Source organism: Isoptericola sp. NPDC058082, from assembly GCF_042885055.1.
Lineage (GTDB): Bacteria > Actinomycetota > Actinomycetes > Actinomycetales > Cellulomonadaceae > Isoptericola.
The window spans coordinates 261,365-287,413 of record NZ_JBHVSQ010000004.1; the positions used below are offsets into that span (position 1 = coordinate 261,365).

Below are 26,049 nucleotides of genomic sequence, written 5' to 3' on the forward strand. Positions count from 1 at the left end.
CCCGAGGTCAGTGGGTCGTGGAGAGCCAGTCTTCGACCTCCAGGCCCGGCACGCGGGCGAACTCGCGCACGTTGTGGGTGACGACGACCATCCCGAGGGAGCGGGCGTGGCCCGCGATGAGGGCGTCGTAGGGGCCGATGGGCGTGCCTCGGCCGGCGAGCACGGCGCGGATCCGCCCGGCGTGCATGGCAGCGGTGGTCTCGAAGGGTACGACCTCGACGAGGGACAGGAGCTCGTCGACGGCCTGACGGTTGCGTCCGGGATCCCGGGACCGCTCGATCCCGTACTCCAGCTCCATCTCGCTGATCGTCGACACGGCGATGCGCCCCTCGGCGTCCCGAAGTCGCGGCCGTGCCGAGTCGCCCTCGTCGCGGAGCAACGCGATGAGGATGTTCGTGTCGAGCATGTAGAGGCTGCTCACAGGCTCTTCCGCTCGTCGGCGACACCCTGGTCGCGCTCCTCCAGGAAGTCCGGCTCGGCGCGCAACCCGTGCTCGAACCAGGTGTCCCACCCCGACCCGACCGGCTCGATCACGCGCGCGCGCCCGACGACCCGGATGGTGACCTCGTGGACGTCGTCCGGGAGCGCGACCGCCTTCGGGAGCCGGACGGCCTGCGTGCGGTTGTTGCGGAAGACGGTCGTGCGCATGCGTGCCTCCTTGTATATATCGCCAGGATATACCAGGAGGGCCAAGGCGCGATAGGTTCGCCCGATGCGTCGTCCCGCTCCTCAGCCCTCGTCGTCCCTCGCGCGCGTGCCGGGGTTCCGGCCGCTGCTGGCGATGTCGGCGCTGGGCTTCTCGGGGTACGCGCTGCTGCTGCCGGCGGCGCCCCTGTGGGCCGTGCACGGCGGCGCGAGCGAGGGCGGCGCCGGGCTCGTCAACGCGGTGCTCATGCTCGCCACCGTGCTCACGCAGACCACCGTGCCGTGGCTGCTGCGCCGGGTGGGCTGGCGGCTCACGATGACGGTGGGCGTGGTGCTGCTCGGCGTGCCGTCGCTGCTGTTCATGGCCACGGACCAGCTCGGGTGGCTGCTCGCGCTCTCGGCGGTGCGAGGCATGGGGTTCGCCGTGCTGACCGTGTGCGGGTCGAGCGCCGTGGCCGCCCTCGTGGACGGGCCGCGGCACGGCCGCGCGATCGGGCTGTACGGGCTGTCGATCGCGTTCCCGCAACTGGTGCTGGTCCCCAGCGCCGCGTGGATCGCCGAGACGCTCGACTTCCGCGTGGTCTTCGCGCTCGGCGCGCTGCCCGTGCTCGCGGTGCCGTTCGCCGTCCTGCTCGGCCGGTGCCTCGACGCCGTCGACGACCGCGCCGGACAGCCCGTCGATGCCGGCGGGCCGGGGCGCGGTCGCGTCCTGCTCGCGCTGGTGATGCCGTCGCTCGTGCTGCTGGCGGTGACGACGCCCGGCGGTGCGCTGCTGACGTTCGCGCCGCAGTTCGCCGGGGGAGCGGGTGCGGCGGTGGCGGGGCTCCTCGGCTTCACCGCCGCGACAGCGCTGTCCCGCTGGGCCGTGGGCGGCCTCGCCGACCGGTTCGGGCCGCGAGTCTTCCTCGCGCCCCTGCTCGCCTTCTGCGCCGCCGGGCTGGCGGTGTGCGCGGGGGCGATCGCCGACGGCGGCCCCCGGCCCGCGCTCCTCGTGCTGGGGATGACGATGGTCGGCGTCTCCTACGGCAGCCTGCAGAACCTCACCCTCGTCGCCGCGTTCGCGGCCGTGCCCGCGCGGCAGCACAGCACCGCCAGCGCCGTGTGGAACATCGGGTTCGACGCCGGCACCGGGCTCGGGTCCCTCGTCGTCGGGTTCATCGCGGCGGGCACGTCGTTCTCCGTGGGGCTGCTGACCACGGCCGTCGTGTGCGTGGTCGCGGCGGCCGCCGTCCTGGTCACCCGACCCTCCCTCTGACCTGGGGCGCGCACCTGGTGCACGATGGTGGGGACACCGACACCCGACGAGCGGAGGCCGAGATGGGCACGAAGCAGGAGATCCAGCACGGGAAGGCGAGCGGCGGCCGGAAGCGGGGGCCGGGCCTGTTCCAGCTGATCATGGTCGGCCTGGTCGTCGCGGCCGTCACCAAGGAGCTCCAGAAGGACAAGGAGGACCGCACCTGGCACGGCACCGTCGCCGGGTTCGTCCCCTACGAGTTCCGCATCCCGACCGTCGAGCGCGTCCGCGAGCGCGTCTGGGACCCGGAGGGCGCGCACCTGCTGAGCCCGCACGTCTTCGGCGTGGGCTGGACGGTCAACGTCGGGCGCATCGTCGAGCTCGTGCGGCGCAAGGTCGACGACGCCCGCGAGGACGCCCCGGCCTGACGGGGCGACGTCGGGGAGGTGCGTGCTCGTATCCTCGTGGCATGTCTGCTGCGACCTCCGACGCCCAGCCCGGCACACCCCCGGAGGGCCGGGCGCGCCCGGCGGTGCGCGGGCTCCTGACGGAACGGCTCGCACGCCAGCTCGAGGGCGACATCCGCAAGGGGGCGCTCGCCGTCGGCGCCAAGCTGCCTTCCGAGCGCGAGCTCGCCCAGCAGTTCGGTGCGAGCCGCAACGTGGTCCGGGAGGTGCTGCGGCGCCTGGAGGCGCAGGATCTCATCGACGTCGAGCCGGGGCGTGGGTCGTTCGTCAGCGAGCGCTCGTCCGGGAGCGTGCGCGGCTACGACGCCGTCTATCGCGCGGGCCGGCCGACCGTGCGCCAGCTCATCGAGGCGCGCATGTCCCTCGAGGTCGAGATCGCGGGGCTGGCGGCCGAGCGTGCGGACGACACGGAGCTTGCCGTGATCGAGCACGCGCACGTCCGGGTGCTCGAGGCGCCCGACGTCGTGGTCAAGGCTCGGGCCGACCTCGACTTCCACGACGCCATCGCCGCGGCCAGCGGCAACCCCGTGCTGCGCGTCATGCTCTCGTCCATCGGCGGGATGATGTTCGAGATGATGCTGCGCTCGAACTCCGACCCGGCGATCGGCGAGCCCGGCGTCCCGCACCACGCCGAGATCCTCGAGGCGCTCCAGCAGCACGACGTCGAGCTGGCGCGCTCACGGATGCGTGAGCACCTCGCGCTCGGCCTGCGCACCTACGGCGCCGACCTGGACGAGCGGCTGGACGTCATGGCGACGCGCCATCTCGACACCCTCCTGCGCCAGTCCGCGGCCGGCTAGAAGCATTTGGTCCCGCCATCTCCGCCTGCTACGGTCCAACTGGTCCTACCAGTTGGACCAGCGCGGCGTCGCGACCATGGAGGCACGAAGACGATGAAGTCCGGCGGATCACGGGCCAGGGAAGGGCTGACGAGGCGTGCCTTCGGCGGCCTCCTGGCGGCAGGAGCAGGCGCGGCCGTCCTCGCGGCGTGCTCGCCACGCAGCACGGGGACCAGCAGCGCGAGCGCACCGTTGCGGGTGGCCGCCGTGAACCACGTCTGGTCGCAGGCGGTGCGTGAGCGGATCGGGGAGTTCGAGGACCTGATCGGCCGCCGGGTGGCGATGCAGCTCCTGACGTCGGACCAGCTGTCGAACAGCTACAACGTCAAGCTCAACGCCTCCTCCTCGGACGTGGACGTGATGATGGTCCGCGCGCTGCAGGAGCAGCTGCTCTTCGCGCGCAACGACTGGCTGGCCGACCTGAGCGGCCTCGTCGAGGACCCGGAGTTCGCCTGGGCGGACTTCCAGGACGCGCCGCGCGAGCGGTCCGTGACGCACGGCCGCGTGCTGAGCGTTCCGGTCGTCACCGAGCGCCCCGCGCTCTACTACCGCAAGGACCTGGTCGAGGACCACGGCGGCGCACCGCGCACGCTCGACGACCTGTACGCGGTCGCGCAGGAGCTGACCGACGCGTCGGCGGGCCGCTTCGGCTACGTCGGACGAGGGCAGCGCAACGGGGCCGTCAGCCAGTGGTCGAGCTTCCTCTACTCCTTCGGCGGCGACTTCACGACGCCCGAGGGCGGGTCCGGGATCGGGACGCCCGAGGCCGTCGCGGCGTACGAGTACTACGGGAAGCTGCTGGACCGCACCGGTCCGCCCGGCGTGACGAACATGAGCCTCGAGCAGGCGATGCCGATCTTCGCGCAGGGCAAGGCGGCGTTCTACATCGACGCCGACGCCATCTACTCGAACTTCCTCGACCCCTCGATCTCGACGGTGCAGGACACCGTGGGCTTCGCTCCGTTCCCCGCGGGGCCGGCGGGGTCCCGGCCGCACAACATCCCGTCGTGGAGCGTGGGGATCAACAAGTTCTCGCGGCTGCAGGACGACGCCTGGGCCTTCATCCGCTGGGTGTCCGGCACCGAGATGGTGACGCAGCTCCAGGCCGACGGGATCCCCGGCGCGCGTACCTCCGCGTGGGAGGACCCGACGACGCTCGCCGCCTTCCCGGAGGACCTGGCGGAAGCGATGCGCGTGAACGCGGAGAACGGCCTGGGCCACGACCGGCCGGAGGTGATCCAGGTGGGGAGGGCGCGCGACATCGTCGGGCGCCCGCTCGTGGCGGGGATCCTCGGGCAGCCTGTGCCCCCGGTCGCGCAGGACGCGCATGCCGAGTTCACCGACTTCCTCGTCCGCGACAACCGCCAGCAGGAGTTCTGATGACGCGCACGGACGCACCCCCGGTCGCCGTCCCGGCCGGCCGGCAGGCCCACGGTTCCCCGGCCCGCCGCCCGCGGCCCGGGGCGAAGCAGCTGACGTTCGAGCAGTCGAACCGCCGCCTGCGCTGGATGATGCTCGCGCCCGCGCTCGGCTTCGTCGGCCTGATGATCGTGTTCCCGCTGCTGTTCACGGTGAACCTGTCCTTCACGGACGCGTTCGGCGCCGTCAACGCGGGCCACCAGTACAACGGCGGTCAGAACTACCTCGACGCCGTCACCGACACCCGGCGCTTCTGGCCGGCGGTCTGGCGCACCGTGTACTTCACCGTCGGCGCCGTCGTCCTCGAGACCGTCCTCGGGCTCGCGATCGCGATGCTCCTGCGCCAGGCCTTCCGCGGGATGCGCGTCGTGCGGTCGATCCTCATGGTCCCGCTGCTGGCGACGCCGGTCGCCATCGGCATCCTGTGGCTGCTCATCCTCGACCCGACGAACGGCATCGCCAACCACCTGCTGGGCATGGTCGGGATCCCGCCGCAGGAGTTCCTGGGCTCCGTCTCGCAGTCGCTGCCGCTCCTCATGCTGATCGATGTGTGGCAGTGGACGCCGATGATGACCCTGCTGCTCCTGGCCGGCCTGTCGACGCTGCCGGAGGAGCCGGAGGAGGCGGCCCGGGTCGACGGCGCCAACGCGTGGCAGCGATTCCGGCACATCGTCCTGCCGATGCTGGCCACGACGATCCTCACCGCCCTGGTGCTCCGCGCCGTCGACGCCCTCAAGACGTTCGACATCCTCTACGCCACCAAGGGCCCGGGCGGGGGGTCCGACTTCGAGGTGGAAACGCTGAACGTCTACGCCTACGGGCTCACCTTCGACTACCAGGAGTACGGCCTCGCGTCCGCCGTCCTCGTCCTGTTCACCCTGTTCATCATCGGCGTCGTCGTGCTGCTGCGGCGCCGTTCGGGAAGGAACTCCGCATGAGCCTCACCACCGCGGCGGGCCCAGGGGTCCGGCCCTCGCCCCGGCCCCCTGCCGTCCGGCGGCGGCCTCGTCGGTCGGGCTGGGCGTGGCTGCGAGCGCTCGCCATCGTCGTGGTCTGCCTCGTCATCGCGATGCCGGTGGTGTGGATGATCGCCGCCGCGTTCAAGACCAACGTGCAGGTGACCGACCCGACCGTCGGGCTGATCTTCTCGCCGACGCTCGAGAACTTCCGCAACGTGCTCGCGGACGGCGAGATCGTGCGCTCGCTGGGCAACTCGGCCTACGTGGGTGTCGTGTCGACGATCCTGTCAGCGGTCATCGCCGTGCCGGCGGCGTGGGCCGTGGGCCGGTTCCGGATGCACCGCACCGGGTCGCTCGTGCTGGTGGCGCGCATCGTGCCGGCGATCTCGCTCCTCGTGCCCTGGTACTACCTCTTCGCGCAGCTCGGCCTCGTCGGCTCGTACACGGTGCTCGTCCTGAGCCACATGTTCGTCTCGGTGCCGCTGATCCTGTGGATCATGATCGGCTTCTTCGAGGGGCTGCCCGTCGAGCTCGAGGAGGCGGCCCGGACCGACGGCCTGAGCGCCTTCGGCGCGTTCCGCAAGATCGCGCTCCCGCTCGCGGCGCCCGGCACCGCGACGGCGTGCGTGCTGGCATTTATCTTCAGCTGGAACAACTTCATGTTCGCGCTGATCCTCTCGGACGAGTCGACCAAGACGATGCCGGTCACGCTGTTCAACTTCATCTCTTACGCGAGCACCGACTGGGGCGGGCTCATGGCCGCCGCCACGCTCATGACGATCCCGGTGCTCCTCGCCGCCGTGCTGGGGCAGAAGTACCTGGTCGCCGGGCTCACCGCGGGCGCGACCAAGGGCTGACCTCTCGACACCCTCCGCCCGCACGGTACGCACCACCTACAGGAAGCAGACATGAAGATCATCGACGCCCAGGTCATCGTGACCAGCCCGGGCCGCAACTTCGTCACGCTCAAGCTCACCACCGACGAGGGCGTGACCGGCCTCGGCGACGCGACGCTGAACGGTCGGGAGCTCGCCGTCGTGTCCTACCTGCGCGAACACGTCGCGCCGCTGCTGCTCGGCAGCGACCCGCACCGGATCGAGGACACCTGGCAGTCGCTGTACCGCGGCGCCTACTGGCGGCGCGGGCCCGTCACGATGGCGGCGATCGCCGCGGTCGACGTCGCGCTGTGGGACATCAAGGCCAAGGTGGCCGGGCTGCCGTTGTACCAGCTCCTCGGCGGGGCGTCCCGCGACCGCGTCCGCACCTACGGGCACGCCAACGGGCGCGACATCCCGGAGCTGCTGGACTCCGTGCGCGCCCGGCTCGACGAGGGCTACAAGAGCGTCCGCGTGCAGACGGGCGTCCCGGGCCTGCAAGCCGTGTACGGCGTGCACGCCGGCACGGCGATCGCTCCGGACGCCGCGGGCACGCGGCTCGACCAGCGCACCCTCCCGGTCGTCGAGGACTGGGACACGGGCGCCTACCTGAGGCATCTGCCGAAGGTGCTCGAGGCCGTGCGCAACGAGTTCGGTCCGGACCTGCCGCTCCTCCACGACGCCCACCACCGGCTCACGCCCCAGCAGGCGGCCCGGCTCGGGCGGGAGATCGAGCAGTACGACCTCTTCTGGCTCGAGGACTGCACCCCGGCGGAGAACCAGCAGGGCCTGCGGCTCGTGCGCGAGCACACCACGACGCCCCTGGCGATCGGCGAGGTGTTCAACACCGTCTTCGACTACCAGACGCTGATCGACGAGCAGCTCATCGACTACGTCCGCTCGGCCGTCACGCACTTCGGCGGCGTGACGCCGATGCGCAAGCTGTTCGACTATGCCGCGCAGCGCCAGATCAAGAGCGCCATCCACGGACCCGAGGACATCTCCCCGGTGGGCATGGCCGCCGCCGTGCACCTCGACCTCGCGATCCACAACTTCGGCATCCAGGAGTACTCGGGCCACACGGCGCTGACGAACGAGGTGTTCCGCCACGCGTACACCTTCGACGACGGCTACCTGCACCCGGGCGAGGCGCCCGGCATCGGGGTGGAGCTCGACGAGGACCTCGCCGCGGCGCACCCGTACGTGCCGGCCTACCTGCCCACCAACCGCCTGCACGACGGCACGGTGCACGACTGGTAGGACCCGGCTGCCGGTCGGGCCGCCGCGTCCCGCAGGTTGTCGGGGGTCACGGCACGTCGAAGGCGCGGACCACGAGCCCCTGCGCGAGCGCGCCGAACGCGCCGCGCTCGTCGTGCAGCACGCTGGAGGTGAGGCCGGCGCCGGTCGCGCCGAAGACGACGGTCGTGTCCAGGCCCAGCCACTCGCCCCGGGGCGCGCGGTGCAGGTGCGCCGAGAGGTCGACGTTGGGGAAGGCGACGCGTCGCGGGTCGGCGCGCACCGTCATCCCGTTCGCGAGGTCGAACAGCCCGACGGTGCGGGCGAGGCCGCTCACGTCCTCGTCCTCGACGAGCGGGTGGCCGGTGCGCACCCAGACGTGCCCGCGGCCCGGCCCGGCCAGGTCGCGGCGGACGTCGATCGACTCGACGAACCCGCCCGGCCAGTCCGCCGCGGGGTCCCAGGCCGGGGTCGCGTCGGGCCCGGGCAGCGGCGTGGGCGCGCCGCCCGCGAGCGGGCGCGTGTCGCCGACGGCGGTGAGCCAGGCGCGCAGCGTCACCACCGTGCGGCCGGCGCAGGCCACGGACGCCTCGACCAGCTCGACGCCGCGCCCGGGCCGCAGCACGCGGACGTCGGTGGTCATCTCCTCCAGGCGGTAGGGGCCCCAGATGTCGAACGTCAGCCGTGTGGCGGCCAGGTCCTCGCGGCCCCGCTTCTCGCGGTCCTGCTCCACCAGGTGGGTGAGCAGCCCGAGCGTGGGGGCCACGTGCTGCTCGTCGGTCCTCCAGGCGCCGCCGACGTGCTCGGTGGGCTGGAACGTCGTCGCGCCGGTGCGGCGGAAGTAGGCCATCGGATGTCCGTCCTTCGTGGGGAGTGCCGGCCATCCTGCCAGGCCACGCGGGCGGGGACGCGTCAGTGTGCGGGCGCGGCCCCCACGAGCATCAGGGGCCGGCTCGGCAGCGGCTCGAGGCCGAAGCGCCGGTAGACCGCGGCGTGCCGGGTCGTGGCGGCCAAGGTCCGCACCGTCTCGTGCGGGCCGACCACCTCGCCGACGTGCCGGGAGATCAGCGCGAGCGCGCCGCCGCGCTCCCGCGACGCGACGGAGTCGACCGTCCAGTCCGCCGCCCGGAACCTCGCGACGTCGGCGCGGCGCTGCTCCCGCGACGCGGCCCTCAGGGCGGTGCGCTGGGCGCGGGCCACGGCGAGCCCCGTGCGGGCCGCCGCGACCGCCAGGAGCAGGACCGCCGCGGCGCACCACCCGTGGATCACCACGGCCACACCGACGGACGCGACGGTCGGCGCGAACGACGCCTGACCCGCGGTCGTGCCGAGCACGGCGCCCACCAGGAGGGCCGACCCCGCCCCGCGGGCGAATATCCCCGTCGCCGGCCACGGGTTCGTGCGCGTCAGGCGCACCACGACCGTGCCGTCGTGGTGCACGAACCCGTCGAGGACCACGACGATCGCCACCCACAGCGGCCACGTCACCGCCGCCCCGGCCCTGCGGGCCCGGGCGGGAGCGTTCGTCCAGGCCAGCGTCCACGCGACGGGGGCCACCGCACGCCCCCGCACGGGTTCCATCACCGGCGCCCAGACGGCATTCATGCGCATGGCGAGAAGGTATCCCGCACCGTCGCCGTCACCACGGGCGGGGCCGGGTGAACTCAGCCCGCCCGGCCCGCCGCGACGCCGCGGGCGTCCTCGTCGGCGCCCCACGACGCCAGCAGCCGCAGCCGCTCGGCGGACGGCGAGCCGGGCTCCGCGGTGTACACGAGCAGCACCTGGCCGGGCTCTGCGGTGATGGCGAGCTCCTCGTAGGCGAGCGTCAGGTCGCCGACCACAGGGTGGCGGAAGTGCTTGGTGCCGGTGCCGTGGATGCGGACGTCGTGCGCGGCCCAGAGCGTGCGGAAGGGCTCGCTGCGGGTGGACAGCTCGCCCACCAGGTCCTGGAAGGCCTTGTCGTGGGGGTTGCGCCCTGCCTCGGCGCGCATCACGCCCACGCACATCTCCGCCATGACGTCCCACTCGGGGTAGAAGTCCCGGGCCGCCGGGTCGAGGAACTGGAAGCGCGCGAGGTTGGGGGTGCGACCGCCGTCGCCGATGACGGGGGCGTAGAACGCGCGGCCCAGCGCGTTGGTCGCGAGCAGGTTCTGCCGCGGGTCACGGACGAACGCGACGGCGTCGGTGACCGCCTCCAGCGCCCACTGCAGGCTCGGGCGCGGCTCCGCGGGCCGGGCGGCGCGGCCGCGCGAGCGCCCCGACGTGGGGATGCCGTCCGCCGCCCGTGCGAGGTCGAGGAGGTGCGCGCGCTCGGCGTCGTCCAGCCGGAGGGCGCGGGACACGGCGTCGAGCACCGACGCGCTCGCGCCGGCGATCGCGCCCCGCTCGAGCTTCGCGTAGTACTCGACGCTCACCCCGGCCAGCATCGCGACCTCGCTGCGCCGCAGGCCGGGCACCCGGCGGTTCGACCCCCCGGGCAGTCCGGCCTCGTCGGGGGTGACCTTGGCGCGTCGCGACATGAGGAACTCGCGCACCTCCGCTCGGTTGTCCATGCCGTCCAGGCTAGGCACGGCACCGACGCGGCGGCGCCCGCGAGGGGTGTACTGGCGGTACACGGTTCGTCAGGGACTCCCGCCGCGCGGCCGCGGGACGGACGCTGGATGACATGCCCGCCCCTGCCCTGCCCGCCACGGACGTTCCCGCGTCGCACCGGTTCGCCCGGCTGCTGCCGGCGCTGCTGCTCCTGCTCACCGTGTTCGGCCCGATCTCGATGGACCTGTACCTCCCGGCGCTGCCCGCGCTCACCGCGGACCTCGGGGCGGCGACGTCGGTCGCGCAGCTCACCGTGACCGCCTGCCTCGTGGGGCTCGCCGTCGGGCAGCTGGTCGCGGGCCCGCTGTCCGACCGGTACGGGCGGCGCGGCGTCCTGCTGGTCGGCGTCGTGGCCTACGTCGCGACGTCGGCCCTGTGCGCGATCAGCCCCACCGTGGAGCTGCTGGTCGGCGCCCGCTTCGTGCAGGGCCTCGCGGGCGGCGTCGGCATCGTCATCGCGCAGGCCGCGGGGCGTGACGTCTACGACGGCGGCGCCCTCATTCGCTTCTACGGCCGCCTCACCGTGGTCGGCGGGCTCGCGGCGATCGTCGGGCCGCTGCTCGGCGGGCAGCTGAGCGCGGTCACCGACTGGCGCGGCCTCTTCGTCTTCCTCGCGGCCGCGGGCGCGGCCATCCTCGTCGCCGCGCTCGTCGCGTTCCCCGAGACGCTGCCCGCCGACCGCCGCACCGCCGGCGGCTTCGCCCAGACGGGTCGCGACCTCCGCGTGCTCCTGTCCGACCGGGTCTTCGTCGGCGCGATCCTGCACCAGGGGTTCATGTACGCCGCGCTGTTCGCGTACCTGTCCGGCGCGACGTTCGTGCTCCAGGGCGTCTACGGCCTGTCCCCGCAGGGGTACGCGCTCGCCTTCGGCCTGAACTCCGCCGGCTTCATGGTCTGCGGGTTCCTCGCCGGCCGGGCCGCGGAGCGCTGGAGCGTGCCCGGCACCCTCGCCGTCGGCACCGGCCTCGCGGGGCTGGGTGCCGTCGGGCTGCTGGTGTCCGGGCTGGCGACGACGCCGCTGTGGGTCGTCGTCGTGTCGCTGCTGGCCCTGGCGAGCGGCGTGGCCACGACGTCCCCGCCCGCGACGACGCTCGCCCTCGTCGGCTACCCGCGGCTCGCGGGCACGGCGTCGTCCCTGCTCGGCATGGTCCGCTTCGGCTTCGGCGGCGTGTCCGCGCCGCTGGTCGGCCTCGCCGGCGCGGCGACGATCCTGCCCCTGGGCCTCGTCACGGTCGTCGCCGTCGCGCTCGCCGCGGCCGTCGCCGCCACCGCCGTCCGTCGGCGCACCCCGATCCGCTACTGAGAACACCAACGAACGGAGCACCACCATGCGTGGAGTCGTCCTGCACGCCCCCGGCGACGTGCGCGTCATCGAGCGCGAGGACCCCCGGATCCTCCAGCCCACCGACGCGATCATCCGGGTCACCGCCACCTGCATCTGCGGGTCCGACCTCTGGCCGTACCGCGGCGTCGAGGACGTCCACGACGCCGTCATGGGCCACGAGTACGTGGGCGTCGTCGAGGAGATCGGCGCCGACGTGCGGACCGTCAAGGTCGGCGACTTCGTCGTCGGCTCGTTCTGGGCGTCGGACAACACCTGCGAGATCTGCGCGTCCGGCTACCAGGCCTACTGCGTGCACAGGGTGCTCATGGGCACCCTCGGCACCCAGTCGGAGCGGGCGCGCATCCCGCTGGCCGACGGCACGCTCGTCGCGACGCCCGGCATGCCCGACGACGACCTCGTGCCGTCGCTGCTCGCCGCCTCGGACGTCCTGGGCACCGGCTGGTTCGCCGCCGTCGCCGCCGAGGCGGGCCCCGGCAAGACGGTCGCCGTGGTGGGCGACGGCGCGGTCGGGCTGCTCGGGGTCCTCGCCGCGAAGCAGCTCGGCGCCGAGCGCATCATCGCGATGTCCCGGCACGCCGACCGGCAGGCGCTGGCCCGCCGGTTCGGCGCCACCGACATCGTCGAGGAGCGGGGCGACGCGGGCGTGGCCCGCATCAAGGAGCTGACCGGCGGGCTCGGCGCGCACTCGGTGATCGAGGCCGTCGGCACGCAGGAGTCGATGATGCAGGCCGTGCACTCCGCCCGGCCCGGCGGCCACGTGGGCTTCGTCGGCGTCTCGCACGACGTCGCCCTGCCCGGCGACGACCTGTTCATGGCCGGCATCCACCTGCACGGCGGCCCCGCCCCCGTGCGCCGCTTCCTTCCCGAGCTGATCCGGCTCGTCTGGGACCGGGAGATCGACCCGGGCCAGGTCTTCGACCTCACGCTGCCCCTCGAGAAGGCGGCGGAGGGCTACCGGGCGATGGACGAGCGACGCGCCACCAAGGTGCTGCTCACCGTCTGAGCCGGCCGGCGCTCAGGCCTTCGCGGGCGTGAGCACCAGCGTGCCGGCGAGGCCGAGCATCATCCCGCCGCCGGTGGCGCGGACGGCGGACAGCCGGCGCGGCGACCGCGCGAACCACGCGCGCGCCGTGCCGGCCAGGACGGCCCAGGTGCCGTCGAGCACCAGCGCGATGAGCGTGAACACGAGTCCCAGCACGAACATCTGCAGCGGCACGGCGCCGGCGTGGAAGTCGACGAACTGGGGGAGCGCGGCGACGAAGAACACGATCGTCTTGGGGTTCGTCGCGCCGACGACGAAGCCCTGCCGCAGCGTGGTCCACGACGACGCGGGGCGCGCCCGCGGGTCGGCGGGGACGTCGGTGCCCTCGCGGCGGTGCCGGATCGCCTGGATCCCGAGATAGCCCAGGTAGGCGGCGCCGAGCAGCTTGACCACGGTGAACACGGCGACCGACTGCGCCACGAGGGAGCCGACGCCGAGGGCCACCAGGGTGATCGGCACCAGGGACCCGAGCTCGTTGCCGACGACGCTCAGTAGCCCGCCCCGCCGACCGAGCGACAGCGAACGGCCGACGACGAACAGCACGCTCGGCCCCGGGATCGCGATGAGCACGACCGAGGCGAGGGCGAAGGCGAGGAGCGAGTCCACTGGCGGCACAGGGGAAATCTAGCCCTGCACCGGGGCGCCGAGAACCCCTGCCTGCCGTACCCGGTCGGGTGTCACGCGCAGGGCACGGCGCTGTCCACCCTGCCGCGCCCGTCGTCGAACCTGATGCGGACGGCCGTGGACGAGGCCTCGACCGCGTACTCCCCGGCGCGGACGGGAAAGCTCTCCTCCAGGGGGAACTGCGCACCGGCACGGACGAGCAGGGGCCCGTCACCACCCTGACCGGTGAAGACGGTGACCGAGCCGGCAAAGAAGAACTGTTCCTCGTGCAGGAGGACCACGCAGCCCGCCGACGGGCGCACGACGACGTCGGTCGCCTCGGCGAGGACGCCTGCCGCGACGACGCTCACGAGCGCGACGACGGTGACGACCGCCGCGAGACCGGACGTCAGCCGGGCACAGGCCCGGCGGAGCCGCTCGCTGCGACCACGGGTCGATCCCCGGTGGGCCGATACCGCCACGGCACCGAGGAGGAGCAGCGCCACCTGCGCGGACGGTGAGGCCGCCACGGCGCGCTGCACGCCGGCGACGGCCAGGACGGCGACGAACGCGAAGGGGGCGAGCAGGGCGCCCAGGACCGGGGTCAGCAGCAGGCCCACGAGGACACCCCGCTCGGCCGCGCCCGGCCTGGTCCGGCGACGTCGTACCACCCAGCCCGCGGCGGCGACGGCCGCCGAGAGGGGCAGCACGACCCACAACGCCGGCCGGCGGCTCAGGACGACGTCGCCCAGCACCACCAGCGTGCGCGGTGCGGCGGAGGCGAGTGCGAGCGCCGCGGCTCCCGCGACGAGGCCCACGAGGAGAAGCCCCGTGCCGGCGACCACGCGCGGAGTGGCTGGCGGCGCTGGGGCCGGCTCGTCGGCAGTCACACGAACGTCGCGGCCGGGCGCGGTCGGTCGCGGCTCGAGGAGTTGCCGGGTCGGGGGTCCGGGAACGACCCGTGCCCGAAGAGGATGCGCCGGGCGGCGGCACGACCGGGCGGCGTGCGCAGCGCGGCGACGCCGGCGGCCGCCATGGCGGGCGTGCGCACCAGCGACAGGCCGCGGCGCAGGGCGAGCCGCCCGCGGAACCGGGCCCGCAGGGCCGCGCCGTCGTACCGGGCGAGCTCGCGCCGGTCGCCCGCGCGCAGGGCGCGGTCGAGGACGTCGGCCGCGTGCGCGGACAGCCGCAGGCACGGGTCGAGCCCGCCCGCGGTGAGGGGCGAGACGGCGCCGGCGGCGTCGCCCACGAGCAGGCCGCGCGGCCCGGCGACGCGGCGCAGCAGCCCGCCGACGGGGATGGGGCCGGCGCGCCTCTCGACGGCGTCCGGCACGGGCACGCCCGCGAGGCCGGGCGCGGTGGCGGCGAACCGCCGCAGCGCGTCGCGCAGGCCGTGCGGGTACCGGTCGGGGTACCCGGCGACGCCCACGTGCGCGTGCTGCCCGTCGTCGAGCACCCAGGCCAGGTAGCCGGGCGCGAGGCGCGGGTCGAGCACGCAGTGGAAGGCCGGCACGGCGTCGGGCCGGCTGTCGCGCCGCGGCACCTCGAACACCTCCTCGGCGCCGACCAGGAGCTCGCGGTTGCGGTCGAGGCCCAGCTCCCGTGCGACGGCGGACCGGGCGCCGTCGGCCCCGACGACGAAGGTCGCGCGCGCCTCGACCGGGCCCCCGGGACCGTGCAGCTGGTGCACGCCGCCGCGCGAGCCGAGGTAGCGGGTGCCGAGCTCGAGCCGCACGCCCGCGGTCCTGGCGCGCGTGGCCAGCTCGAGGTACAGCGCGGCCATGTCGCCCACGCGGAACTCGTCGTGCCTGCTGTCGAGCGTGACCGGGTCCCGGTGCGACGGCGGGTACAGCACCATCCGCCGGATCGGCGGGCCGAGGTGCTCGGGCGGCAGGTCGAAGTCCTCCAGCGTGCGGCGCACGAAGATGCCGGTGGTGCGCACGGTGGTGTCGAGGCGGGTGCGCCGGTCCGCGAGGACGACGTCGTGCCCGCGCCACGCGAGCTCCGTCGCCGTCCACAGCCCGGCCAGCCCCGCCCCCACGACGAGCACGTCAGCCCTCATCGCCGGCACTCCCGGCGGCGTCGTCGACCCACTCCAGCAGGTCGCCGGGCTGGCAGCCGAGCACACGGCACATGGCCTCGAGGGTCGCGAAGCGCACGGCCTTGGCCCGGCCGTTCTTGAGGACGGCGACGTTGGCGGGCGTGAGCCCCACGCGCTCGGCGAACTCGCCGACGCTCATCTTGCGCCGGGCGAGCTCCACGTCGAGGCGGACGACGATCGGCATCAGATCACCCCGTCGAGGTCGGTGCGCAGCTCCGTGGCCTGCCGCAGGAGCGCCCGCAGCACCACCATCAGCAGCCCGACGGCGGCCCCCACGAGCAGGACCAGCAGGAGCAGCGCGGCCAGCCCGACGAGCCCCTCGGCGGCGACGAGCAGCACGAACGCGACGAGCACGAGCAGCCACGCGCCCGCGACGGCGGCCACGATGCCGTTGACCCACACGAGGGCGTGGTCGGAGAAGATCCGGTCGTCGCGCACCATCGTCAGCAGCCGCCAGGTGCACACGATGACCGCCTCGACGCAGACCAGGCCGACGACGGCGAGCACGAGGAGCGGCCAGCGCAGCGGTGCCAGGTCGGGGGACTCGTCGGCCATCCGCGCGAACGCGGCGGGCAGCACGGCGGCCTGGGCGGCGACGAGGGCGGCGAAGACGGCGACGAGCAGGCCGCGGAGCGGTCCGACGAGGCGCTGGGTGCGGGACATGGCGACGAGCGTGGCGCGATCGCCTATCGAAAGTCAATAGATATCGATCGCTTCGCAGCGCCTTCGCAGAACCTCCGCGCGGGCCGCTATTCCTCGCCCTCGAACAGGCCGCCGTCGAGCAGCCAGTGGTAGCGCAGGCGCAGCGCGCGCTCGGTGCTGGCCAGCGCGGCGGCGACGACGAGGGCGACGTTGAGGCCCGCGGGCAGCCGAACCGGTGACGTGAACGTGCCGAGGTGCTCGGCGACGGGCGGGATCTGGGAGATCTGCTCGACGATCTGCGGGGCGCCGAGCACCAGCGCGACGGCGAGCACGACCCAGGAGACCGCCCCGATCCCGCGGCTCAGGTCGGGGCGCTCACGCTCCAGCCGGGCGCGGCGTCCCTCGGCGGACGCGGGGTCGGGCTCGAGCTGCCGTTCGTGCCCGTCCGGGGTGACGTAGTGGCAGCGGCGCAGCCCGTAGCTGCTGGTGGCCACCTGGACGGCGCCGCCGGTGACCGGGAGCTCGGCCGGGAGCTTCGACGTCGCGACGTGCACGCCGTCGCGATAGAGCCGCGCCCGCACGTCGCCGTCGTCGGAGTCGCCCCAGAGCCGCACGTCGACCGACCACCGCTCAGGTGCGCCGCCGTGCACGAGGTCCAGGTGGAACAGTGCCCGCGACAGGGGCTGCCACCACCGGAAGCGCTGGAGGGCGTGCCCGTCCCCGGGCCTGATCCGTCGCGCGGCGCGCCGACGTCTACGGTCCGAGAACATCCCGGGCAGCGTAGCCGGGCCCGGGACCCGTGGCCCGTCGGGCGCGACGGGTGCACGATGACTCGCGTGAGCCCGCCCGAGAACCCCGCACGGTCGCGCCTGGTGCGCATGTCCGCACGCGACCCGCACGAGCCCGGCCGCACAGCGAGCACGCTGGAGCTGTTCTTCGACCTCGTGTTCGTGGTCGCGGTGAGCGTCGCGTCCGTGCAGCTGCACCACGCGCTCACCGAGGGGCACGTCGGGAGCGGGCTGGCGTCGTACGGCATCGTGTTCTTCGCGATCTGGTGGGCGTGGATGAACTTCACCTGGTTCGCCACGTCGTTCGACACCGACGACTGGCTCTATCGCGTGCTGACGATCGTGCAGATGTCGGGGGTGCTGGTGCTCGCGGCGGGGATCGAGTCGGTGTTCACCGAGCGCGACTTCACCGTCGTCATCGCCGGGTACGTCGTGATGCGCGTGGCGATGATCGCGCAGTGGCTCCGCGCGTCGGGCACGGCCGGGCCGACGCGCGGAGCGACGCGGGCGTACGCGGCGGGCATCGCCGTCGTCCAGGTGTGCTGGCTCGCGCTCCTCGCGCTGCCCGAGTCCGTGCAGGGGGCGGCCTGGGTGGTCCTCGCCGCCGCCGAGCTGGCGGTCCCGGTGGCGGCGGAGACCCGCGGCCGCACGCCTTGGCACCCGCACCACATCACCGAGCGGTACGGCCTGTTCACGCTGATCCTGCTCGGCGAGAGCCTCCTCGCGTCGTCCAACGCCATCATCGAGGCGCTGCACGACGAGCAGGACCTCGCCTCCCTGGTCTCCGTCGCCGTGCTGACCGTCGTCGTGACCGCCGCCCTCTGGTGGGTCTACTTCTGGCCGCCCCACCATCGTGCCCTCGGCCACGAGGGTCGGCTGTCGCGCTCGTTGCGGTACGGCTACGCGCACTACTTCGTCTTCGCCGCGGCGGGCGCGTTCTCCGCCGGTATCGAGGTGGAGGTCGACGCGATCACCGGGCACACCGCGCTGTCCGACGTGGGGGCGTCGTTCACGGTCACCGTCCCGATCGCCGTCTTCGTGCTGGGCGTCTGGTGGATCGCGATCCGCGACAACGCCGACCGGGTGGTCGACACGGTGGTCCCGGTGGGCGCGCTGCTGGTGCTGCTCGACCCGGTGATCCCGGTCCCCGTCACGCTCACCGCGGTGATCATGGTGGCGGTCGTCGTGGTGCTGGTGCTGCACCCGCCGCTCAGCGAGCCGCGAGCTCCGCGAGCACGTCGGCGGCCGCGGCGGGGCGCACCAGCCAGCTGAGGTGGCTCGATGCGAGTGTGCGCACCGCGTAGGGGTTGTCGGGGGTGAGGGCGTCGCCCTCGCGGATCAGCCGGTCCTGCATCGCGAGCGGCATGCTGGCGTCCTCGCTCAGCCGCACGTAGGCGCGGGGCACCGTGCCCCAGGTCGCGGCCTGCGCCCGGTCGTCCGGGGTGCCGGCGTCGAGGTTCTCGTCGGGCTGGAAGGTGTTGAGGAAGCCGCGGAACTCGTCGTCGGTGCCGTCGGCGAGGAACGCGGCCTTGAGGCCCGCGAGCACGTCCGGGTCGGCCGTGCGGAAGTTGCACCGCAGCAGGCCGACGTCGGCGGGGTTCGCCGCCGCGGCGCCCGCGACCGCGGTCGCGTCGAACGTCGCCATCTCCGGCTCGGCGTAGTAGTCGCCCACGTCGAGGTCCACCGGCGCCCACGCCGACACGTACACGAGGCGGTCGACGAGGTCGGGGCGGGCGTTCGCGACCGCGGTCACGGTGACGCCGCCGCGGCTGTGGCCGACCAGGACCACCGGCCCGTGCTCGCGCGCCCGCTCGAGGACCTCGATCACGTGCGCGGCGTTGTCCGCGAGGGTCACGCCCTTGATCGCCCCGGGTGCCGACGCGAGCCCGGCGAGGTCCTGCGGCGCCTGGTACTCCACCGGGAACGTGGCCGCGAACCCGTGGCCGGGAAGGTCGACGGCGAGGGACCGGTGCCCGCGCAGGGCGAGCTCGGCCTGCAGCGGCGCGAACGAGAAGGAGTTGGCGAAAGCGCCGTGGACCAGCACGAACGTGGGAGACATGCGCCGAACGTAGCGGAACGGGGGTCGGGGAGCAGTCCGGTGGGGCGCGCGCGATATGTACGTCCGTACACATGCCCGCTACGCTCCTCGCCATGACCACGGACCACTTCGCCGGAGACCCGCGCACCAACCACGAGCGCATGCTCGCGGGCGACCTGTACATCGCGGACGACCCGGAGATCGAGCGCCGCGCCCTGCGGGCCGCGCGGCTGCAGGACGAGTACGCGCGCACGGCGCCCCACGACCCGGCGGGCGCCCGCCCGGTGCTCGAGGAACTGCTCGGCACCCTCGGTGAGGGCGCGGCGATCCGGCCGCCGCTGTACGTCGACTACGGCGAGAACCTGCACGTCGGGCCGCGGACGTTCGTCAACTACCACCTCACCGCGCTGGACGTGGCGCCGATCGTCATCGGCGCGGACTGCCAGATCGGCCCGAACGTGCAGCTCCTGACCCCCACCCACCCGGTCGAGCCGACCCCGCGGCGCGACAAGCTCGAGGCCGCGAAGCCCATCACGCTCGGCGACAACGTGTGGCTGGGCGGCGGCGTCATCGTCTGCCCCGGCGTCACGATCGGTGACAACTCCGTGATCGGTGCCGGCTCCGTCGTCACGCGCGACGTGCCCGCGAACGTGATCGCCGTCGGCAACCCCGCCCGGGTGGTGCGCAGCATCGCGGAGGACGGCGCCTGAGCGGCGCGTCGAATCGGCGCGTCGAATCGATACGAGAATCGCGGATACGATGCACCGCATGCCCGACCAGCTCCGCCGACGCCTGTCGCTGTTCTCGCTGACGTTGCTCGTGGGGCTCGGCATGTCGTCGTGGATCACCCGAACGCCCGACGTCCGGGACGCGCTCGGCGCGTCCACCGCGGGGATGGGGCTGGTCCTCTTCGGGCTGTCCGTCGGTTCGATGACCGGCGTGCTGTCGGCGGGGCCGATCGTGCGCCGCCGCGGAGCCCGCCCGGTGATCCTGGTCGGCTCCCTGCTGGTGGTGGCCGGCGTCGGGGTCATCGGCCTGGCCGCGGCCGCGGGCCTCGCGGCGGGGGCGTTCGCGGGGCTGCTGCTCGTCGGGCTGGGCGGCGGGCTCGGCGAGATCGGCCTCAACATCGAGGGCGCGGCCCTGGAGGTCGAGTCCGGGCGGCCGGTGCTGCCCGCGCTGCACGGCAGCTTCAGCCTCGGCACCGTCGTCGGCGCCCTCGTGGGCATCGCGCTCACGGCGCTCGACTTCCCCGTCGTGTGGCACCTCCTCGCCATGGCGGCCGTCATGGCCGCGCTCGTGGCCTGGGCGATGCCCGGGATCCCGGCGGGCACGGGCCGGGAGGAGGCGCGGGAGGCGCCGGAGGCCGGCGCCCCGCGCGAGCGCCGCCCCAGCGTGTGGCGCGACGGGCGCCTCGTGCTCATCGGCGTCGTCGTGCTCGCGATGGCGTTCGCCGAGGGCGCCGCGAACGACTGGCTGCCCCTGCTCATGGTCGACGGCCACGGGATGTCGGCCACGCACGGCTCGCTGGTCTACGCCGGCTTCGCCGCGGCGATGACGGTGGGCCGGTTCTCCGGCGGGCCGGTGGTCGAGCGGTTCGGGCGCGCCGCGGTGCTGTCCGTGAGCGCCGTGTGCGCCATCGCCGGCATCCTCGCCGTGGTGTTCGCGCCGAGCCCGGTGGTGGCCGGCGTCGCGGTCGCGCTGTGGGGCCTGGGCGCGTCGCTCGGGTTCCCGGTCGCCATCTCGGCGGCGGGCGACGACCCGGAGCGCGGCGCCGAGCGGGTGAGCGCCGTCGCCACCAGCGGGTACCTCGCGTTCCTGGTGGGCCCGCCGCTGCTCGGCTTCCTCGGCGAGCACCTGGGGCTGCGGCTCGCGATGCTCGCCGTCGTCGTGCTGCTCGTCGTGGCGGTCTTCGCGGCCCGCGCGGCCGCCCCCCGCCCCCGGGTCACGCCTCCCGAGCCGCGAGCACCGCAGCCCGCTCGGCGTCGCTGAGCAGGATGCAGAACTCGTTGCCCTCCGGGTCGGCGAGCACCACCCAGCCGCCCTGGCCGTCCGGGCTGCGCAGGTCGGCCACCTGCGTGGCGCCGAGCGCGAGCAGGCGCTCCACCTCCTCCGCCTGCGTGCGGTCCGTGGGGCGCAGGTCGAGGTGCCCGCGGTTCTTCACCGTCTTGGGCTCGGGCACCTCGATGAACAGCAGCCTGCCGTGGCTCTCGGCGGGCGCGTCGTGGCCGGCCGGCGGCACGATCATGCACTCCTCGTGGCCGGGGAGGTTGGGGTCGCCCGGCACGTCGACGTAGCCGAGCACCTGCTTCCACCACTCGGACTGCGCATAGGCGTCGCGGCAGTCGAACGTCGTGTGCGAGATGCGTGAGGTCATCCCCGCATCGCACCACGACGACGCCTGGCGGTCCCGGCATTTTCGTCCGCGCCCACCTATCCTGCGGGCGTGAGTGCCGAGGTCAACGCCACCGTCTGGTCCGTCGTCGTCTCGGCGGTGATCTGCGGCCTGTGGGTGGCCTGGCTGGTGCACTCGCTGCGGGTGGACCGCCGCCGCCTGCGCAACGGGTTCCTCGCCCTCGCCGTCGTCTACACGGGCGTGGGGCTGGTGGGGCAGCTCGTCGCGCTGGTGCCCGGCGGCACGACCGCCATGGGGTGGCTCACGTTCCTGCTCTTCGGCGTCCTCGGCCTGGGTCTGCTCGCGCTGCCGGTCTTCCTCGTGGTCAACGGGCTGACGATGGTGCGCCGCGAGCGCCGCAGCCTCGGCAACCTCCTGTCGCTGCTGGTCGGGGTGGCGATGCTCGCCGCGCCGTTCGTCGTCGTCGCGCCGTTCGTGCTGCAGGTGCCCTGGACCATGGGGCTGGTGGTGGGCCTGCTGATGGGCACGGCGTGGCTCGGCTTCGTCTTCCTGGGCTTCGTGACCCAGACGCTGCTCTACCGCCGGTACGCGGCCCGGGTGCCCGCGCGCGGCGTCATCGTGCTCGGCTCGAAGGTGATGGGCGGCCGGGTGCCGCCGCTCCTCGCGGCCCGCCTCACGGCGGGGCGGGACGCCGCGGACCGGCTGGGGTCCGACGGCGTCCCGGTGCCGATCGTCCCGTCCGGCGGGCAGGGCGCGGACGAGGACCGACCGGAGGGCGTCGCGATGGGGGAGTGGCTCGTCGACCACGGCGTGCCCGCCGACCGCGTGCTCGTGGAGGACCAGGCGCGCACCACCCGGGAGAACCTCACCCTCGGCGTCGCCGTCCTGCGGGAGCACGGCACGCCGGGCCCGTACCTCGTCGCGACGAACAACTACCACGCGCCGCGCGCCGCCATGGAGGCGATGGACCTCGGCCTCGACGTGCACGCGGTGGGCGCCCCGACGGCGGGCTACTTCTTCCCCAGCGCGTACCTGCGCGAGTTCGTCGCGGTGCTCCGCCGCCGCCCCGCGGTGCACGTCGTGGCGGCGGCGGGCATCGCCCTCGTGGTGGTTCTGGTGACCGTCGTCGCGGCGGCGGGCCTCTAGGCGAGTCCGACGCGACGGCCGATCCGGTCCGCCGGCCGGGTCAGAGCGCCTTCACCGAGCCTCCGTCGATGAAGTAGTCGGCGCCGGTGATGTTGCCCGCCGCGTCGGACAGGAGGAAGGCGATCAGCGCCGCGACCTCGTGCGGTTCGGTCATGCGCCCGGTGGTGATGCCGAAGGCCTCGGGGATCGCCTGCAGGAACGTGGCGTGGTCCACGCCCGACGCTGAGGCGACCGTCCCGCCGAACCCCTCGGGGTCCTCCCAGATCGCCGTGCGCACGACCCCGGGCGAGACGGTGTTGACGCGCACGCCCTGAGGTCCGAACTCCTCCGCCAGGGACTTGCCGACCGCCGTCAGGGCGGCCTTGGCCGCGCTGTAGGCGACGGGAGCGGCGGCCGGCAGCTTGGAGTTCATGGAGGAGACGTTGACGATCGCCCCGCGTCGCTCGACGAGGCTCGGCAGCGCGGCCCGGGTGGCACGGACCGCGCTCAGGAGGTTGAGGTCGAAGACCCTCGTCCACCGGGCGTCGTCGGTGTCGAGGAAGCCGCCCAGGTGGACGTCGTCGCCGGCCCCGACGTTGTTGACGAGGAGGTCGATGCCGCCCAGCGCGAGGGAGGCCTCGCGCATGAAGGCGTCGACTCCGTCCGCCGTGCTCAGGTCGGCAGCGACGGCGACGGCCCCGGTCTCCTTGAGCTCGGGCGTGATGGTGCGGGCCGCGCCGGCGACGCGCACGCCCTCGGCGACGAGGGCACGCACGGTCGCCAGTCCGACTCCCCGGCTCGCGCCGGTGACGACGGCCGTCTTGTGGGTGAGGTTGAGCTCCATGACGATGACCTTTCTTGAACTGTAGGTACACAACGGAGGTAGGACGAGCGGCTCGACGTCCCCGGGCGGGGACTCAGATGATGGCGAGGGTCGCGTCGATCACGCGGTCGAGCCGGTCGGGTCCGTCGGAGACGCGAGCGACGACCCGCATCCCCACGACGGTGTTCATGAGCAGGCTGCCGAGCGCCGCAGGGTCCCTGTCGGCGGCGACCTCGCCGGCTCGCTGACCCTCCTCGATCAGGGCGCGGAACGCGAGCTCCGTGCGATCGAGCATGCGGCGCACGTGCGCCACGGCCTCGGGGTCGACGCCGGCGAGCTCCGCGGCGGCGTTCACCGCCATGCAGCCGCGGTGGTCAGGGTCGGCCAGGTCCATGGCGGCCAGGGCCCGCAGGGCGCTGCCGAGCCGCTCCCGCACGGGCCCGGGCCTCTCGAGGGTCTCCACGAGCGCCGCCGTCTGCGTGTCTCGGTACCGGCGGAGCGCCCGCTCGAAGAGCGCGTGCTTGCTGCCGAACGCGTGGTAGAGGCTCCCCTTCCCGATGCCGATCGCGTCCACCAGGTCCTGAGGGGTCGTGGCGCCGTATCCCTGGCGCCAGAACACCTCCATCGCCTGGTCGACCGCCGTGTCCGGGTCGAACGTCCTGGGTCGTGCCATGGGCGACACTGTACCCCCCGTTTTGTACCTCAAAGTCAACAACGCCGGACGCGCTCCCCGCGCCGCTCACCGCCCGGGCGCTCGATGAGGCCCGGGCGGTGCTCGTGCCGGCCCGCCGTCCGGACGAGCCGGCCGACGCGCGACGTCAGCCCACGAGAGCCGGCTCGTCGTCGGGGTCGGGGACGGCGGCCAGGTGCCGGCCCTCCTCCTGCCCGGCGCGCTGCCGCGGGATGCACAGGACGATCGCCGCGCCGACGGCCGCGGCGGCGGCGCCGATGACGAAGCAGAGCTGGAACGCGCCCCCCGTCGGGACGGCCGGGGTGCCCGGGGCCAGCACGGTGGTGTGGCTGGTCAGCACGATGGCCATGACCGCCCCCGCCACCGTGGTGCCCATGGAGCGCATGAGGCTGTTCAGCCCCACGCTCGCCGCGGACTCGGCGGCGGGCGCGTTGGTGAGGATGAGGGTGGGCATCGCGGCGTAGCCGATCCCGACGCCCGCGGACGCCACGCACGAGGCGAGCATGAGCTGCCACGGCGCGTCCATGAGGAAGACCGCCACCACGTAGCCGAGCGCGAGGACGCCCGCGCCGATCGCCAGGGTGGTACGACCGCCGAGCCGGGTGAGCAGCCGGGACGAGACCGGCGTGAAGAGCATCATCATGAGGCCGGCCGGGGCCATCCACAGGCCCGCCTGGAGGATGGTCTGGCCCAGGCCGTAGCCGGTGGCCGTGGGCATCTGGAGCAGCTGCGGCACCACGATCGACTGCGCCATCATGCCGAAGCCGATGAGGACGGCGGCCACGTTGGTGAGCAGCACGGGCCGGCGGGCAGTGGTGCGCAGGTCGACCAGGGGATCGTGGTGGCGCAGCTCGTACCAGCCCCACAGCAGCAGGACGACGACGCCGCCCACGATCATGCCGAGGGTGCTCGCGGCGCCCCAGCCCCAGTCGTTGCCCTTGGAGACGCCGACCAGCACGCCGACGAGGCCGACGGCGAGCCCGAGGGCGCCCACGACGTCGAGGCGGCCGGGGTGGGCGTTGCGCAGGTGCGGGACGACGACGAGGGTGCCGATCGTCATGACCGCGGCGAGGGCGGCCGAGACCCAGAACAGGACGTGCCAGTCGAAGTCCTGGGCGATCCACGCGGCCAGGGGAAGGCCGAGCGCGCCGCCGACGCCGAGCGTGGCGCTGATGCCGGCGACCGCGGTGTTGCGCAGGTGCTCGGGCGCCGCCTCACGCACCATGCTGATCGCGACGGGGATGTAGCCCATGGCCACGCCCTGGAGCACGCGGCCCACGATCATCGGGCCGACGGCGTCGGACAGGGCGCAGACGAGCGAGCCCACGACGAGGATCGCGGCGGACACGGCCAGGACCGGCTTCTTGCCGTAGAGGTCGGCGAGCCGCCCGGTGACCGGCATGGCGACGGCGCCGCCGAGGAGCGTGGCGGTCACGACCCAGGACGCGTTGCTGGCGGTGGTGCCGAGCAGCTCGGGCAGCTCGCTCTGGATGGGGATGACCAGCGACTGCATGAGGGCTGCGCACAGGCTGCTGAAGCCCAGCACGACGATGACGGCCACCGCGCGGGCGGAGGACCGTGACGCCGCGGCGGCGTCGGGGGACGGGGAAGAACTCACGGCACACCTCGAGATGTGTAAAGTACATATGACTGTGTGTATGCTACCTGCATATTGACCCGCGTCAACCCTGGAGGGAATCCGATGCCGCCCGTGACACCGTCGTCCGCGACGTCGCCCGTCGTCCCCGACCTGCCCGACGGCCCCGTCCCGTCCGGTGCCGACCTGCCCGCCGACCGGCGCGTCGCGTCGCTCCTCGCGCGCCTCGACGTCTACCGGCGCCTCGCCGAGCACCGCAGCGCGATCGGCGTCGCGGACGGGCGGCTGCTGTGGCTGCTCTCCGACGGTCGTCCGCGCACCCTGCGGGAGATCGCCGAGGCGCTCCGGCTCGAGCAGTCCACGGTGAACCGCCAGGTCAACGGGGCGCTCGCGGCCGATCTCCTGCGCCGGTTCACCGAGGCTGGCCGGTCCGCGCGGCTCGTCGAGCCGACCGAGGAGGGTCGCGCGCGATTCGAGGAGGCGACGAGCCAGGCGCTCGGCGCGTACGCCGACGGTCTCGCCGCCCTCGGTGACGACGTCGACACCTTCCTCGAGCTGTTCGCCCGGTTCGCGGACGCCTACGGCGACGCGGTCCGCGAGCCGTAGCGCCGGGCGCCAGGGTGTGACCCACGTCA

Annotated in this window: 30 protein-coding genes; 14 read left to right on the forward strand and 16 right to left on the reverse strand. The window is 73.8% G+C overall.

What is annotated here, in order from left to right; all coding sequences use genetic code 11:
* Positions 1-7: 7 nt before the first annotated feature.
* Together ACFVS0_RS08120 and vapB are read right to left on the reverse strand one after the other, a co-directional pair.
* Complete coding sequence (locus ACFVS0_RS08120) at positions 8-421, reverse strand: type II toxin-antitoxin system VapC family toxin (protein WP_430587654.1); 414 nt, start codon at positions 419-421, stop codon at positions 8-10.
* Complete coding sequence (gene vapB, locus ACFVS0_RS08125; protein WP_430549345.1) at positions 418-648, reverse strand: type II toxin-antitoxin system VapB family antitoxin; 231 nt, start codon at positions 646-648, stop codon at positions 418-420. The genes ACFVS0_RS08120 and vapB overlap by 4 nt, the downstream gene beginning before the upstream one ends.
* Before the next feature lie 64 nt (positions 649-712).
* Here vapB and ACFVS0_RS08130 point away from each other — a divergent pair, with 64 nt between their 5' ends.
* The 7 genes from ACFVS0_RS08130 to manD all read left to right on the forward strand — a co-directional run bounded on the left by ACFVS0_RS08130 (position 713) and on the right by manD (position 7,698).
* Positions 713-1,900: an MFS transporter gene (locus tag ACFVS0_RS08130; protein WP_430587655.1), complete on the forward strand. Its 1,188-nt coding sequence runs from the start codon at positions 713-715 to the stop codon at positions 1,898-1,900.
* 62 nt (positions 1,901-1,962) lie between these two features.
* Positions 1,963-2,307 (forward strand): DUF5808 domain-containing protein, encoded by a 345-nt coding sequence (locus tag ACFVS0_RS08135; RefSeq protein ID WP_430549343.1) that lies wholly within the window; start codon positions 1,963-1,965, stop codon positions 2,305-2,307.
* Between the two features lie 41 nt (positions 2,308-2,348).
* Positions 2,349-3,146: a FadR/GntR family transcriptional regulator gene (locus ACFVS0_RS08140; RefSeq protein WP_430587656.1), complete on the forward strand. Its 798-nt coding sequence runs from the start codon at positions 2,349-2,351 to the stop codon at positions 3,144-3,146.
* A gap of 246 nt (positions 3,147-3,392) precedes the next feature.
* Complete coding sequence (locus tag ACFVS0_RS08145) at positions 3,393-4,565, forward strand: ABC transporter substrate-binding protein (protein WP_430562141.1); 1,173 nt, start codon at positions 3,393-3,395, stop codon at positions 4,563-4,565.
* Complete coding sequence (locus tag ACFVS0_RS08150) at positions 4,565-5,542, forward strand: carbohydrate ABC transporter permease (protein ID WP_430549340.1); 978 nt, start codon at positions 4,565-4,567, stop codon at positions 5,540-5,542. Before ACFVS0_RS08145 ends, ACFVS0_RS08150 begins: the two co-directional genes overlap by 1 nt.
* Positions 5,539-6,420, forward strand: a complete 882-nt coding sequence (locus ACFVS0_RS08155) for a carbohydrate ABC transporter permease (protein WP_430549339.1) — start codon at positions 5,539-5,541, stop codon at positions 6,418-6,420. The genes ACFVS0_RS08150 and ACFVS0_RS08155 overlap by 4 nt, the downstream gene beginning before the upstream one ends.
* Positions 6,421-6,471: 51 nt before the next feature.
* Complete coding sequence (gene manD / locus ACFVS0_RS08160; RefSeq protein ID WP_430549338.1) at positions 6,472-7,698, forward strand: D-mannonate dehydratase ManD; 1,227 nt, start codon at positions 6,472-6,474, stop codon at positions 7,696-7,698.
* A 46-nt stretch (positions 7,699-7,744) separates the two neighbouring features.
* Here manD and ACFVS0_RS08165 read toward each other — a convergent pair whose 3' ends face one another.
* From ACFVS0_RS08165 to ACFVS0_RS08175, 3 genes are all read right to left on the reverse strand, one after another.
* Positions 7,745-8,524: a thioesterase family protein gene (locus ACFVS0_RS08165; protein WP_430587657.1), complete on the reverse strand. Its 780-nt coding sequence runs from the start codon at positions 8,522-8,524 to the stop codon at positions 7,745-7,747.
* 62 nt (positions 8,525-8,586) lie between these two features.
* The gene (locus ACFVS0_RS08170) at positions 8,587-9,285 is read right to left on the reverse strand and encodes a hypothetical protein (RefSeq protein WP_430587658.1); all 699 of its coding nucleotides are present in this window, start codon (positions 9,283-9,285) and stop codon (positions 8,587-8,589) included.
* A gap of 53 nt (positions 9,286-9,338) precedes the next feature.
* The gene (locus ACFVS0_RS08175) at positions 9,339-10,226 is read right to left on the reverse strand and encodes a helix-turn-helix domain-containing protein (protein WP_430587659.1); all 888 of its coding nucleotides are present in this window, start codon (positions 10,224-10,226) and stop codon (positions 9,339-9,341) included.
* A 113-nt stretch (positions 10,227-10,339) separates the two neighbouring features.
* Between ACFVS0_RS08175 and ACFVS0_RS08180 the strand changes: the two genes are divergently transcribed.
* Positions 10,340-11,569 carry a multidrug effflux MFS transporter gene (locus tag ACFVS0_RS08180; RefSeq protein ID WP_430587660.1) on the forward strand — a complete coding sequence of 410 codons (1,230 nt, stop codon included), beginning with the start codon at positions 10,340-10,342 and terminating at the stop codon, positions 11,567-11,569.
* 25 nt (positions 11,570-11,594) lie between these two features.
* Positions 11,595-12,614: a zinc-dependent alcohol dehydrogenase family protein gene (locus ACFVS0_RS08185; RefSeq protein WP_430587661.1), complete on the forward strand. Its 1,020-nt coding sequence runs from the start codon at positions 11,595-11,597 to the stop codon at positions 12,612-12,614.
* A 12-nt stretch (positions 12,615-12,626) separates the two neighbouring features.
* Here ACFVS0_RS08185 and ACFVS0_RS08190 read toward each other — a convergent pair whose 3' ends face one another.
* The 6 genes from ACFVS0_RS08190 to ACFVS0_RS08215 form a co-directional block, all read right to left on the reverse strand.
* Positions 12,627-13,268: a LysE family translocator gene (locus tag ACFVS0_RS08190; protein ID WP_430562148.1), complete on the reverse strand. Its 642-nt coding sequence runs from the start codon at positions 13,266-13,268 to the stop codon at positions 12,627-12,629.
* A 62-nt stretch (positions 13,269-13,330) separates the two neighbouring features.
* Positions 13,331-14,101 carry a hypothetical protein gene (locus ACFVS0_RS08195; RefSeq protein WP_430587662.1) on the reverse strand — a complete coding sequence of 257 codons (771 nt, stop codon included), beginning with the start codon at positions 14,099-14,101 and terminating at the stop codon, positions 13,331-13,333.
* A 41-nt stretch (positions 14,102-14,142) separates the two neighbouring features.
* Positions 14,143-15,318 (reverse strand): FAD-dependent oxidoreductase, encoded by a 1,176-nt coding sequence (locus tag ACFVS0_RS08200; protein WP_430587663.1) that lies wholly within the window; start codon positions 15,316-15,318, stop codon positions 14,143-14,145.
* Positions 15,308-15,541 (reverse strand): helix-turn-helix domain-containing protein, encoded by a 234-nt coding sequence (locus ACFVS0_RS08205; protein ID WP_430587664.1) that lies wholly within the window; start codon positions 15,539-15,541, stop codon positions 15,308-15,310. Before ACFVS0_RS08205 ends, ACFVS0_RS08200 begins: the two co-directional genes overlap by 11 nt.
* Entirely contained in the window at positions 15,541-16,020 is a 480-nt protein-coding gene (locus ACFVS0_RS08210) for a DUF2975 domain-containing protein (RefSeq protein ID WP_430587665.1), read from the reverse strand. Before ACFVS0_RS08210 ends, ACFVS0_RS08205 begins: the two co-directional genes overlap by 1 nt.
* An 86-nt stretch (positions 16,021-16,106) precedes the next feature.
* Positions 16,107-16,769: a hypothetical protein gene (locus tag ACFVS0_RS08215; protein ID WP_430587666.1), complete on the reverse strand. Its 663-nt coding sequence runs from the start codon at positions 16,767-16,769 to the stop codon at positions 16,107-16,109.
* A gap of 57 nt (positions 16,770-16,826) precedes the next feature.
* Between ACFVS0_RS08215 and ACFVS0_RS08220 the strand changes: the two genes are divergently transcribed.
* Complete coding sequence (locus ACFVS0_RS08220; protein ID WP_430587667.1) at positions 16,827-18,059, forward strand: low temperature requirement protein A; 1,233 nt, start codon at positions 16,827-16,829, stop codon at positions 18,057-18,059.
* Here ACFVS0_RS08220 and ACFVS0_RS08225 read toward each other — a convergent pair.
* Positions 17,998-18,846, reverse strand: coding sequence for an alpha/beta fold hydrolase (locus ACFVS0_RS08225; RefSeq protein WP_430562154.1), 849 nt, complete (start codon positions 18,844-18,846; stop codon positions 17,998-18,000). The two genes, ACFVS0_RS08220 and ACFVS0_RS08225, sit on opposite strands and share 62 nt — an antisense overlap.
* Positions 18,847-18,938: 92 nt before the next feature.
* On the opposite strand from ACFVS0_RS08225, the gene ACFVS0_RS08230 reads away from it, so the two are divergent.
* Both ACFVS0_RS08230 and ACFVS0_RS08235 read left to right on the forward strand, forming a co-directional pair.
* A complete protein-coding gene (locus ACFVS0_RS08230) occupies positions 18,939-19,535 on the forward strand; it encodes a sugar O-acetyltransferase (RefSeq protein WP_430549320.1) in 597 nt (198 codons plus the stop codon).
* Between the two features lie 58 nt (positions 19,536-19,593).
* Positions 19,594-20,814, forward strand: coding sequence for an MFS transporter (locus tag ACFVS0_RS08235; protein ID WP_430587668.1), 1,221 nt, complete (start codon positions 19,594-19,596; stop codon positions 20,812-20,814).
* On the opposite strand, the gene ACFVS0_RS08240 is transcribed toward ACFVS0_RS08235, so the two are convergent.
* Positions 20,768-21,199: a VOC family protein gene (locus tag ACFVS0_RS08240; RefSeq protein WP_430584410.1), complete on the reverse strand. Its 432-nt coding sequence runs from the start codon at positions 21,197-21,199 to the stop codon at positions 20,768-20,770. The two genes, ACFVS0_RS08235 and ACFVS0_RS08240, sit on opposite strands and share 47 nt — an antisense overlap.
* 69 nt (positions 21,200-21,268) lie before the next feature.
* On the opposite strand from ACFVS0_RS08240, the gene ACFVS0_RS08245 reads away from it, so the two are divergent.
* Positions 21,269-22,324, forward strand: a complete 1,056-nt coding sequence (locus tag ACFVS0_RS08245; RefSeq protein WP_430587669.1) for a YdcF family protein — start codon at positions 21,269-21,271, stop codon at positions 22,322-22,324.
* Positions 22,325-22,364: 40 nt separating this feature from the next.
* On the opposite strand, the gene ACFVS0_RS08250 is transcribed toward ACFVS0_RS08245, so the two are convergent.
* The 3 genes from ACFVS0_RS08250 to ACFVS0_RS08260 form a co-directional block, all read right to left on the reverse strand.
* Positions 22,365-23,147, reverse strand: a complete 783-nt coding sequence (locus ACFVS0_RS08250) for an oxidoreductase (RefSeq protein WP_430587670.1) — start codon at positions 23,145-23,147, stop codon at positions 22,365-22,367.
* A 73-nt stretch (positions 23,148-23,220) separates the two neighbouring features.
* Positions 23,221-23,799 carry a TetR/AcrR family transcriptional regulator gene (locus tag ACFVS0_RS08255; RefSeq protein ID WP_430587671.1) on the reverse strand — a complete coding sequence of 193 codons (579 nt, stop codon included), beginning with the start codon at positions 23,797-23,799 and terminating at the stop codon, positions 23,221-23,223.
* 145 nt (positions 23,800-23,944) lie between these two features.
* Positions 23,945-25,435 (reverse strand): MFS transporter, encoded by a 1,491-nt coding sequence (locus tag ACFVS0_RS08260; protein ID WP_430587672.1) that lies wholly within the window; start codon positions 25,433-25,435, stop codon positions 23,945-23,947.
* 93 nt (positions 25,436-25,528) lie between these two features.
* On the opposite strand from ACFVS0_RS08260, the gene ACFVS0_RS08265 reads away from it, so the two are divergent.
* Entirely contained in the window at positions 25,529-26,020 is a 492-nt protein-coding gene (locus ACFVS0_RS08265; protein ID WP_430587673.1) for a MarR family winged helix-turn-helix transcriptional regulator, read from the forward strand.
* The last annotated feature ends 29 nt before the right edge of the window (positions 26,021-26,049 follow it).

Coding starts and splice junctions, on each gene's coding strand:
- vapB (WP_430549345.1), bottom strand. CDS start 648: ATGCGCACGACCGTCTTCCGCAACAACCGCACGCAGGCCGTCCGGCTC.
- ACFVS0_RS08130 (WP_430587655.1), top strand. CDS start 713: ATGCGTCGTCCCGCTCCTCAGCCCTCGTCGTCCCTCGCGCGCGTGCCG.
- ACFVS0_RS08135 (WP_430549343.1), top strand. CDS start 1,963: ATGGGCACGAAGCAGGAGATCCAGCACGGGAAGGCGAGCGGCGGCCGG.
- ACFVS0_RS08140 (WP_430587656.1), top strand. CDS start 2,349: ATGTCTGCTGCGACCTCCGACGCCCAGCCCGGCACACCCCCGGAGGGC.
- ACFVS0_RS08150 (WP_430549340.1), top strand. CDS start 4,565: ATGACGCGCACGGACGCACCCCCGGTCGCCGTCCCGGCCGGCCGGCAG.
- ACFVS0_RS08155 (WP_430549339.1), top strand. CDS start 5,539: ATGAGCCTCACCACCGCGGCGGGCCCAGGGGTCCGGCCCTCGCCCCGG.
- manD (WP_430549338.1), top strand. CDS start 6,472: ATGAAGATCATCGACGCCCAGGTCATCGTGACCAGCCCGGGCCGCAAC.
- ACFVS0_RS08165 (WP_430587657.1), bottom strand. CDS start 8,524: ATGGCCTACTTCCGCCGCACCGGCGCGACGACGTTCCAGCCCACCGAG.
- ACFVS0_RS08170 (WP_430587658.1), bottom strand. CDS start 9,285: ATGCGCATGAATGCCGTCTGGGCGCCGGTGATGGAACCCGTGCGGGGG.
- ACFVS0_RS08175 (WP_430587659.1), bottom strand. CDS start 10,226: ATGGACAACCGAGCGGAGGTGCGCGAGTTCCTCATGTCGCGACGCGCC.
- ACFVS0_RS08180 (WP_430587660.1), top strand. CDS start 10,340: ATGCCCGCCCCTGCCCTGCCCGCCACGGACGTTCCCGCGTCGCACCGG.
- ACFVS0_RS08185 (WP_430587661.1), top strand. CDS start 11,595: ATGCGTGGAGTCGTCCTGCACGCCCCCGGCGACGTGCGCGTCATCGAG.
- ACFVS0_RS08200 (WP_430587663.1), bottom strand. CDS start 15,318: ATGAGGGCTGACGTGCTCGTCGTGGGGGCGGGGCTGGCCGGGCTGTGG.
- ACFVS0_RS08205 (WP_430587664.1), bottom strand. CDS start 15,541: ATGCCGATCGTCGTCCGCCTCGACGTGGAGCTCGCCCGGCGCAAGATG.
- ACFVS0_RS08210 (WP_430587665.1), bottom strand. CDS start 16,020: ATGTCCCGCACCCAGCGCCTCGTCGGACCGCTCCGCGGCCTGCTCGTC.
- ACFVS0_RS08215 (WP_430587666.1), bottom strand. CDS start 16,769: ATGTTCTCGGACCGTAGACGTCGGCGCGCCGCGCGACGGATCAGGCCC.
- ACFVS0_RS08220 (WP_430587667.1), top strand. CDS start 16,827: ATGACTCGCGTGAGCCCGCCCGAGAACCCCGCACGGTCGCGCCTGGTG.
- ACFVS0_RS08225 (WP_430562154.1), bottom strand. CDS start 18,846: ATGTCTCCCACGTTCGTGCTGGTCCACGGCGCTTTCGCCAACTCCTTC.
- ACFVS0_RS08230 (WP_430549320.1), top strand. CDS start 18,939: ATGACCACGGACCACTTCGCCGGAGACCCGCGCACCAACCACGAGCGC.
- ACFVS0_RS08235 (WP_430587668.1), top strand. CDS start 19,594: ATGCCCGACCAGCTCCGCCGACGCCTGTCGCTGTTCTCGCTGACGTTG.
- ACFVS0_RS08240 (WP_430584410.1), bottom strand. CDS start 21,199: ATGACCTCACGCATCTCGCACACGACGTTCGACTGCCGCGACGCCTAT.
- ACFVS0_RS08250 (WP_430587670.1), bottom strand. CDS start 23,147: ATGGAGCTCAACCTCACCCACAAGACGGCCGTCGTCACCGGCGCGAGC.
- ACFVS0_RS08255 (WP_430587671.1), bottom strand. CDS start 23,799: ATGGCACGACCCAGGACGTTCGACCCGGACACGGCGGTCGACCAGGCG.